The organism is Pseudooceanicola sediminis (assembly GCF_003575965.1).
Classification (GTDB): Bacteria; Pseudomonadota; Alphaproteobacteria; order Rhodobacterales; family Rhodobacteraceae; genus Pseudooceanicola; species Pseudooceanicola sediminis.
Genome location: NZ_QWJJ01000012.1, coordinates 148,334 through 154,525, shown reverse-complemented (window position 1 = coordinate 154,525; position 6,192 = coordinate 148,334). Strand labels below are relative to the sequence as shown.

7 protein-coding genes are annotated in these 6,192 nt (G+C 62.6%); all 7 read right to left on the bottom strand.

Annotated elements, in window-relative coordinates; all coding sequences use genetic code 11:
* Window positions 1-281: 281 nt before the first annotated feature.
* Genes DL237_RS14395 through DL237_RS14365 form a run of 7 tightly spaced genes read right to left on the bottom strand, consistent with a single transcriptional unit; the run spans window position 282 to window position 6,168 of the window.
* The gene (locus DL237_RS14395) at window positions 282-602 is read right to left on the bottom strand and encodes a hypothetical protein (RefSeq protein ID WP_119399768.1); all 321 of its coding nucleotides are present in this window, start codon (window positions 600-602) and stop codon (window positions 282-284) included.
* 15 nt (window positions 603-617) lie between these two features.
* Window positions 618-1,328 carry an orotate phosphoribosyltransferase gene (locus DL237_RS14390; protein ID WP_233545009.1) on the bottom strand — a complete coding sequence of 237 codons (711 nt, stop codon included), beginning with the start codon at window positions 1,326-1,328 and terminating at the stop codon, window positions 618-620.
* A complete protein-coding gene (locus DL237_RS14385; RefSeq protein WP_119399767.1) occupies window positions 1,325-2,590 on the bottom strand; it encodes a Zn-dependent hydrolase in 1,266 nt (421 codons plus the stop codon). The genes DL237_RS14390 and DL237_RS14385 overlap by 4 nt, the downstream gene beginning before the upstream one ends.
* Complete coding sequence (locus DL237_RS14380; protein ID WP_119399766.1) at window positions 2,587-3,531, bottom strand: dihydroorotate dehydrogenase; 945 nt, start codon at window positions 3,529-3,531, stop codon at window positions 2,587-2,589. Before DL237_RS14380 ends, DL237_RS14385 begins: the two co-directional genes overlap by 4 nt.
* Complete coding sequence (locus tag DL237_RS14375; RefSeq protein WP_119399765.1) at window positions 3,531-4,376, bottom strand: dihydroorotate dehydrogenase electron transfer subunit; 846 nt, start codon at window positions 4,374-4,376, stop codon at window positions 3,531-3,533. The genes DL237_RS14380 and DL237_RS14375 overlap by 1 nt, the downstream gene beginning before the upstream one ends.
* A 14-nt stretch (window positions 4,377-4,390) precedes the next feature.
* Window positions 4,391-5,674 (bottom strand): TRAP transporter large permease, encoded by a 1,284-nt coding sequence (locus DL237_RS14370; RefSeq protein ID WP_119399764.1) that lies wholly within the window; start codon window positions 5,672-5,674, stop codon window positions 4,391-4,393.
* On the bottom strand, window positions 5,671-6,168 hold the full coding sequence (locus tag DL237_RS14365) for a TRAP transporter small permease (RefSeq protein WP_119399763.1): 498 nt from the start codon (window positions 6,166-6,168) through the stop codon (window positions 5,671-5,673). The genes DL237_RS14370 and DL237_RS14365 overlap by 4 nt, the downstream gene beginning before the upstream one ends.
* Window positions 6,169-6,192 lie beyond the last annotated feature (24 nt).

The window sequence follows — 6,192 nt, the reverse complement described above, 5'->3', positions numbered from 1 at the left end:
CCGGGCTGCTCCACCCCGCGACAAAACCACTAAGCAGTGGAGCCCCGATCTAACCCCCAATACAATCAGGCGCAACCCAAAATCATAGCCCTTTTCAAGCCGATCCACATGCCCTCGCGTCATCTGAAAAAGACCCATGACGCGCATTCGAAGTGCGGCAGCGGAGCAACTTCAAATCCCGGGTCCAGGGCCATCAGATGGCGCGGAACATGCAGGGAAGGCGACAGTTCGGTGGCGGTCTTTGCATGCGGGGCCGGGGCGCCGCATGGAAGGTCGATCACTCAGACGTCGGCCACGGCCCGCGCGTTTGCAATGCGGTTGAGCGTTGCGAGGATGGCCTGTGCATCGTCGCTGTCGTGCGCTGATTGCAGGGCCATGATATCTGCCTGGAAGGCATCGAAGGTCTGCTCCAGCTCATGTGCGGACATCGGCATCCGTTCATGACGGTCGACAAATGTGTCCGCGCTGGTGGCGAGAATATAAAAGGCGGCGGCGTTATCCGGGCTTTCGGCGGCCTTTTCGAACAGGCTCTTGGCGGCGGAGCGATAGGCGTGAATGCCGCGACCCTGGTCTTTCAGGGTTTCAAGGATGAACGTGAACATGGGGATATCCTTCAATCAGAAAATGAGGCGGCGCGAACCGCCGTTAGCCGCGGACCAGTCGAGCGGCGCATTCAGAAAGCTTTCGATCCGGTCCAGGTCGGTGTGGGAAAAATGGCTGGTATCCTTTGCAGCTGAAAGAATATCCCCCCAATTCGCCAGCGCGTGGAGCCGCAATCCGTGGTCACTCAGCGCGCTGCGGGTCTGCGCAAAGATATCATACTGAAACAGCATCAGCACATCGCGCACCTCGGTCCCGGCCTGTCGCAGTGCCTCGCAAAAGCGGATCTTGGAGGCGCCATCGGTTGTCAGATCCTCGACCAGCAGCACCCGCTGGCCGGGGTAGGAGACGCCTTCGATATGCGCGCCGGGGCCAAAACCCTGCGCCCGCTTTCGGACGTATTGCATGGGCAGGCCCGTCAGCGTCGCGATCCACGCGGCAAATGGGATTCCGGCGGTTTCTGCGCCGGCAATGGCATCGACTCCGTCGCGCCCGATGTCCTGATCGATGATATCGGTGGCAAACCCCATCAGCATGTCGCGGATCGCCGGATACGAGATGACCTTGCGGACGTTTATGTAGACTGGACTGGCCACGCCGGACGACAGGATGAACGGTCGTGCCGTGGCCAGTTCAACCGCACCGATGTCCAACAGCGCCAGTGCAGTCCGGCGTGCATAGTCGGCGCGGGTGTCAGCGGTCAGGGGCATGGTGAGGGGGGCTTTCATGGTGCCTCCTCCAGATAGGTCGATAAGACGGCGGTGCCTACCAGAAAATCGTCGATTTCCATCGCTTCGTCGGGGTTATGGCTGCCATTTCGGTTCCTCACGAAGACCATGCCGGCGGGAATGCCCGCCTGGGCAAAGATGGCAGCGTCATGGCCGCCACCGGACGCCATGGTGAACGTGTCACCAGTCGCCTGCTGCATGGCGTCCTGAAGTCCTGCGATGATCGTGGCATCCATCAGGGCAGGGGCCACGGCAACCTCGGACCCGGTGTCGAAGCGCACGCCCCGGCTGCGGGAAATGTCGTCCATCTGCGCACGCAGATAGCGTCGCATCTGGTTCAGCACCTCCGCATCCTGGGACCGGATATCGAGCGAGAACATCAGCTCGTCCGGGATGCGGGCAATCGCATGACTGGCAGGGTCCGTGCCGACGATGCCCGAGGTCAGAACCAGGTCATCTCCAGTCTGTTGCAGGTGGCTCCAGGTGGAATCAAGGCGGTGCATAAGTTCCGCAAAGGCCAATACCGGATCATGCCGGTAAGCGCGTGGTACGGCACCTGAGTGCCCGGCCTGACCGATACATCGGATCTTGCGATGGCGGAAATTGCCGCGGATGCCGGAAACGACAGCGGCAGGAATATCACGTTCGACCAGGAGGGGGCCTTGCTCGATATGCAACTCAAGGTATTCGTCGATCCGCGACAGGTCGCAGATCGGCAGATGCGCGGCAAGCGGCGCGGTGTCGATGCCGAGGTCTTGCAGGTGTGCCGAGAGCGGACGGTCATCGCCCTTGTGCGTTGCGGCCAGTTCGTCGGCTGGCAACTGCCCCGTCAACATCTTGGACCCCAGATAGCACGCCCCGAACCAGGCGCTTTCTTCCCCACGCATGGCGATGCACTTGACAGGTTTGCGAAATCGGCGCCCCGATCGGGCAGCACGGATCAATACGATCAGACCTGCGGCGACGCCGGCCAGGCCGTCGTAGTTGCCCCCCATCGGCACCGAATCGACATGGCTGCCGATCAGGGTCCATCGCGTTGCATTTGCATCCTGAGGCAGGCTGAACAGCAGGTTCCGGCCCGCGTCCTCGGTGACGTGAAGGCCATTCTGGCGGGCGAAATCGGCCAACCAGGCAAGCGTTTCGGTTTCGACCGATGAAAAGGCCGGGCGGCTGACGCCTGCCGTGTCCCTGGACAGGGCGCGAACCCCGTCGAAAATCTGTTGCGCCAGCCCGCCCAGGGTATCCGTATCCAGATCCTTCATGACATGTCCCCCCGGGGCGTGCCGACGGACCCGATGATCTCCTCGATCGAGGTCAGCCCCTCTGCACTGGCCCACTCGGACAGCTCGGCAACAAGGCGTGCCATGACAGTGGGGGATTGGAACGTTGCGGTGCCGACCTGTACCGCGCGGGCCCCTGCGATCATGAATTCAAGCGCGTCGTCGCGCGTCGCGATACCGCCGCAGCCGATGACGGGGATCCGGCAGGCACGGGCAATCTGATAGGTCATGCGCAAGGCAATCGGCTTTATCGCGGGCCCCGAGATCCCGCCCATGATATTGCCCAGACGCGGCTGGCGGGTCGTCACGTCGATCGACATTCCAAGCGCGGTATTCGCCACCACCAGTGCATCGGCACCCGCCGCTTCGGCCGCAAGCGCGACGTCGACCGGCTCTCCGGTATTCGGTGTCAGCTTGGCCCAGAGAGGCAGGTCCGTCTCGGCCCGCAGGCGCTGTACAACCTGCTCGGTGGTGTCGGGGCGCATCGCAAAGGCGCGCCCATCGGCCTCGATGTTCGGGCAGGAGATATTGGCTTCGATCGCGGCCACACCCGGCAGGGTAACCTCTCGGCAAAGCTGCGCGAATTCATCCACGGTATGGGCCGAAATCGACACGATCAGGGGGGCCTTGTAGCCGGCCCAATAAGGCAGCATCCGGTCGCGGAAATCATCGATGCCCTTTGACGGGATCCCGATGGCATTCAACATGCCGCCCTGAAGGTCGCAGACCCTCGGGGTCGGATTGCCCGCGCGCGCATCCCGCATGATGGTTTTCAAGACATGCGCGCCAAGGATATCAAGGTCGAAGACGTCCGACAGATCTTCGGAGAACGTCCCCGAGGCGGGCATGATCGGGTTCGCCAGACGCAGGCCGCCAATCTGGACGCCCATGTCGCATACCGGGGGATGGGGGATATCTTTCATCACGCAATCGCCTCCGAAATCGGGAACACAGGGCCTTCGCGGCAGACACGGCGGTGCACGACCTGATCGCCATCGTGGAAACTGCGCACGCAGGCCTGGCACATGCCGATGCCGCAGGCCATCTGCTGTTCCATCGCCACTTCGCCGGGGATGCCATGTCGGGCACCGATATCCTGCAGAAGGCGGAGAAGCCGCGCCGATCCGCACGTATAGAAGGCATCGATGCGACGCTTTGCAATCTGTGCCTCGATCAGGATGCGCAGGGCTTCGGGCGTGGCGCTTTCGTCCGCGTCATGCACGACGATCACCTCGGCGCCATAGCTGCGAAACAGGTCGACCGACATCGCCAGCTCTGGTCGGCGGGCCGAACAGATCGCGGTCAGGCTACGCCCCTTCCGCTGCGCCATCCGCGCCAGCGGAGCCAGCGTGGCCAAGCCGACGCCACGCGCCAGCAAAAGCAGATTCTGGCGGTTTTCGGGCATGGTAAAGCCCTGACCAAGCGGGCCCAGCACATTCAGTCCGTCGTCGGGCTTCAGCGTCGCGAGACCGCGCGTGCCAGCACCCGTGACCTTATAGAGAAACTGCAACTGTCCTGCGTCGGCATCATAGCCGTAGATGCTCATCGGGCGTCGCAGAAAGGGGTGTTCGCCGTCGGGTTCCGGGCACAGCAACTGAAAGAACTGGCCGGGATGACAGGCCAGAACCTCGGCCGGGGCGTCGAGGGTCAACAGGCGATATTCGCCGTTGACGGGCGTATTTGAAACGACGCGGGTCCGTGCCTCGGCGCAACGGGGTATGACACCCGGCGGCGCCGGGACGGACAGGACGGTTGGATGCACAGTCATGGAAGAAGCCTTTCTCAGCCGAAGATCAGCCGAGGCACGAAAAGTGAAATCTGGGGAATGTAGGTGATCAGCAGCAGCACGATCAGGTTCAGCAGCACAAAGGGCCACACGCCTCGGATGATCGCGGCGACAGGCTTGCCCAGCGTCGAGGAGGCGACAAAGATGTCGAGGCCGAAGGGAGGCGTGATCATCCCCAGGCAGACGTTCAGCGTGACGATCATGCCAAAGTGCACAGGATCAATGCCAAAGCTGAGCGCGACAGGGTAGAGCGGCGGCACCAGCACCAGGAGGGTCGAGTTCGGATCGACGAACATGCCTGCGATGAAGAAGCAGATGTTCACGACGATCAGAAAGGTGATGCGCCCGGCGTCGAGGTGTCCCAGCAGGCTGATGATCTCGTTGGGCACCTGCGCCAGCGTGACGAAGAACGAGATCAGCCCGCCCATTGCCAGCAGTACGAAGATGATTGCGGTGTTGATCGCGCTGTCCTCGGTGATGCGAAACAGGCCGGACCAGCTGAGGCTGCGAAACACCACCATTTCGACGATGATCGCGTAAAGCACGCTGACAGCGGCGGCCTCGGTCGGGGTGATGACGCCGGAATAGATGCCGCCAAGGATGATGACGGGCATCCCGAGGGCCCATTTCGCCTCCCACATCGCGCGCAGGCGGGCGGCCCAACCCATGCGGGGGCTGGGCACCACCCCGTCGCGGCGGGCCTGGAAATGGACGAAGATCGAAAACGCGATGGCCAACACGATACCGACGGCAAGGCCGCCCGCAAACAGCTTGGAAATCGACGTGCCGGTGATCCAGCCATAGACGATCAGCGTGATCGAGGGCGGGATCAGCAGTGCGGTCTCGGCAGAGGCGACCAGCAGGCCCAGGCTGAACCTCTCGGAATAGCCTGCGGCGCGCATCTCGGGATAGACCATGCGGCCCAGGGCGGCGACGGTCGCAGGCGCAGACCCTGAGACTGATCCGAAGGCCATGCTGCCACCGACCACGACGTGACCCATGCCACCACGGGTGTGACCCAGCAACGCCTTGATCACGCCGACCAGCTGGCGGGCGATCTGGCCGGACCCCATCAGGTTGGCGGCAAAGATAAAGAAGGGAATGGCCAGCAGCGTCGTATGGTCGATGCCGCCGACGATTTTTTGCACCACGGCGGCATCGGGCAGCTGTGCCCAGAACGCCTGTTTGTAGGCCAGGGCCGGCAGGCCCAACACCAACAGCATCTCAAACCCCGTGGCCAGCAGCACAACCGCGAGCAGGACGATAAGCGCAACGATCATTCTGCGGCCTCCGGGGTGACAAATCGGTCAAAGACGCCAAAAAGGCTCAGGCCATAGCGCAGCGCCAGCAGGACAAAGCCGATGACGGGCGCGAGGTAGATCAGGCCCATCGGCACATCGAGGGTGGGCGAACGCTGCCCGCTTTTCAGAACGAATTGAACCAGTTCGACCGCGAGCCAGGCCAGGTAGAGGCTGAAGCACACCCCCACGATATCGATCAGGGCGCACACCAGCCGCATCAGGCGGGGTGGCAGGCGGTCCCGGAAATTGGTGATCCCGACATGTTTGCCGCGTTCCAGCGCCAGACCAAGGGCCAGGAAGACGAGGAACAGGTTCATCAGCCGAACGGCTTCTTCGATCCAGGCGAACTGGCTGGCAAACGTGCCGCCGATTTCGCGCGTCAGGACCGAGCCGCAATAGAGCAGCACCATGGTCAGGAAGAGAGCGACAAGCACGCAACGCTCGATCGTCCGCAACAGGTGGAGGGCTTTCATCGGGTGGAATCCTTCACGGGTTTC

Bases quoted from the DNA above. Each gene is read 5' to 3' on its own strand.
- DL237_RS14370 (WP_119399764.1), bottom strand. From the start codon at position 5,674: ATGATCGTTGCGCTTATCGTCCTGCTCGCGGTTGTGCTGCTGGCCACG.
- DL237_RS14385 (WP_119399767.1), bottom strand. From the start codon at position 2,590: ATGAAGGATCTGGATACGGATACCCTGGGCGGGCTGGCGCAACAGATT.
- DL237_RS14365 (WP_119399763.1), bottom strand. From the start codon at position 6,168: ATGAAAGCCCTCCACCTGTTGCGGACGATCGAGCGTTGCGTGCTTGTC.
- DL237_RS14380 (WP_119399766.1), bottom strand. From the start codon at position 3,531: ATGAAAGATATCCCCCATCCCCCGGTATGCGACATGGGCGTCCAGATT.
- DL237_RS14375 (WP_119399765.1), bottom strand. From the start codon at position 4,376: ATGACTGTGCATCCAACCGTCCTGTCCGTCCCGGCGCCGCCGGGTGTC.
- DL237_RS14395 (WP_119399768.1), bottom strand. From the start codon at position 602: ATGTTCACGTTCATCCTTGAAACCCTGAAAGACCAGGGTCGCGGCATT.
- DL237_RS14390 (WP_233545009.1), bottom strand. From the start codon at position 1,328: ATGAAAGCCCCCCTCACCATGCCCCTGACCGCTGACACCCGCGCCGAC.